General features: G+C 65.0%; 2 protein-coding genes and 1 pseudogene. 2 read left to right on the top strand and 1 reads right to left on the bottom strand.

The window, feature by feature from the left end:
* Both EOD07_RS31870 and EOD07_RS31865 read left to right on the top strand, forming a co-directional pair.
* Positions 1-456: GH25 family lysozyme (locus tag EOD07_RS31870; protein WP_281059105.1), on the top strand; the 456-nt coding region annotated here is incomplete at its 5' end.
* 184 nt (positions 457-640) lie between these two features.
* On the top strand, positions 641-1,819 hold the full coding sequence (locus EOD07_RS31865) for a lytic murein transglycosylase (RefSeq protein ID WP_073985503.1): 1,179 nt from the start codon (positions 641-643) through the stop codon (positions 1,817-1,819).
* Between the two features lie 37 nt (positions 1,820-1,856).
* On the opposite strand, the pseudogene EOD07_RS31860 reads toward EOD07_RS31865, so the two are convergent.
* Positions 1,857-2,152, bottom strand: a pseudogene (locus EOD07_RS31860) (ornithine decarboxylase); the annotation flags it as partial.

Here is a 2,152-nt window from a genome sequence, read left to right as displayed (position 1 = left end):
GCCTATCACTTCTTCTATTTCTGCACGCCGGCCGAGACCCAGGCGCGCTGGTTCATCGCCAATGTCCCGCGGGACCCGTCGGCGATGCCGCCGGTACTCGACATGGAATGGAACCCGAAATCGCCGACATGCAGGCTGCGCCCCGACCCGGCCACCGTGCGCAGCGAAATGAGCGTTTTCCTGCAAATGGTCGAGCGCCATTACGGCAAGAAGCCGATCATCTACACCTCGCTCGACTTCTTCGACGACAACCAGTTGGCGAGCTTCCGCGGCTATCCCTATTGGCTGCGCTCGGTCGCCGGCCACCCGCGCGAAAAATACGGCAGCCACCCCTTCACCTTCTGGCAGTACACCGGTACCGGCATCGTGCCCGGCATGACCGGCAAGTCCGACATCAACGTCTTCAACGGCTCGGAAGCCGCCTGGAAGAAGTGGCTGCGGCAGAACACCCGTTGACAACCGATCCCCCGCCTGCTTTTCGACACGGCGGGCGGCGAAACATGCAACCGCTGGTAATCCGGAGCGGCGCATTCGCGCGAGTGCATGGCGCGGCTCCCGAACTTTGAAATCCTCGCATGCGCCTGTCCGATCCCGGTCCGGGATCACGATGGGGTCATGCGCCGGTCTCGAAAGGAAAGCGATGCGATTGCGCGTTGAAATCCTGGCGGCGCTCTTCCTCGGCGCGTCGGCGCTGCCCGTCGCGGCACAGGAATGCGGCGGCGATTTCGAGGCCTGGAAGCAGGCCGTCGCGGCCGAAGCCAAGGCGGCCGGCGTCGGCGCCACCGGCCTCGACGCGCTGGAGGACGCCACCATCGATGAGCGCGCGTTGGCGCGCGACCGCGCCCAGGGCGTCTTCACCCAGACCTTCACCGAATTCGCCAACCGCATGATCTCGGCCTATCGCCTGAAGCAGGGCGCGGCCAATCTGAAGAAATATGCCGACGTCTTCGACCGCGCCGACAAGGAGTTCGGCGTCCAGCCGGCCATCATCGCCGCCTTCTGGGGTCTGGAGACCGATTTCGGCGCCGTGCAGGGCGATTTCCACACGCTGAATGCGCTGGTGACGCTCTCGCATGACTGCCGCCGGCCTCAGCTGTTCCGGCAGCAATTGGTGCCGCTGCTCACCCTGATCGACCGCGGCGTGCTGCCGGCCGACGTCAAGGGCGCCTGGGCCGGCGAGATCGGCCAGACGCAGATCCTGCCGACCGACTATCTTGCCAAAGGCGTCGATGGCGACGGCGACGGCAAGGTCGATCTCAGGAACAGCGTGCCGGACGTCATCATGACGACCGCCAACAAGATCATGTCGCGCGGCTGGAAGCGCGACCAGCCCTGGGTCCAGGAAGTGCGCGTCCCCGACGAGATGCCATGGGACCAGACCGGCCGCACCAACAAGCTGCCGTTGTCGCAATGGGCGCAATGGGGCGTCACCGAACCCAATGGCAACCCGCTCATCGACAATGGTCTGAAAGCTGGCCTTGCGCTGCCGATGGGCCGCAAGGGTCCGGCCTTCCTGACCTACGACAATTTCGACGTCTATCTGGAATGGAACCAGTCCTTCACCTATGCGCTGACGGCGGCCGTGCTTGCCACGCGCCTCGCCGGCGCGCCGCAATTCGATCCGCGCACGCCCGAACAGGGCCTGAGCGGCGACCAGATGAAGGCATTGCAGACCAAGCTCGAAGCCAAGGGCTACGACGTCGGCACGGTCGACGGCATCCTGGGCACCAATACGCGCGAAGCGATCCGCAAGGAGCAGACGCGGCTTGGATTGCCGGTGGATGGCTGGCCGACGCCGGAGTTGTTGGCGAAATTGTAGCGCCCTCTCCTTCTCCCCTTGTGGGAGAAGGGGGAGCTTAGTCCGCCATCGTCTCCAAGCTCGCGAACCCCTGCGGCGCGTCGCCTTCGTCGAACGGCGTCGTCACCTCGACGAACGTGTCGGGGAAGAAGCCGTTGAAGCGGGTCCTGAGCGACAGCGAGTAGGCGCCGATATGGCCGATTTCGATCCAGTCGCCGGTGTCGACCGTTTCCGGCAGCCAGAACGGCCTGGACAGGATATCGACGGAATCGCAGGTCGCGCCGCAGACCTTGAACGGCACGATGGTCTTCTCGTCGCCATTGCGCGCGCGGATCGCGGGATCGGGGATGAAAC

It is taken from the genome of Mesorhizobium sp. M2C.T.Ca.TU.002.02.1.1, from assembly GCF_003997225.1.
Note: the sequence above shows the minus strand (reverse complement) of the source record. Positions and strands in the feature narration are given on the sequence as shown.

Coding starts and splice junctions, on each gene's coding strand:
- EOD07_RS31865 (WP_073985503.1), top strand. CDS start 641: ATGCGATTGCGCGTTGAAATCCTGGCGGCGCTCTTCCTCGGCGCGTCG.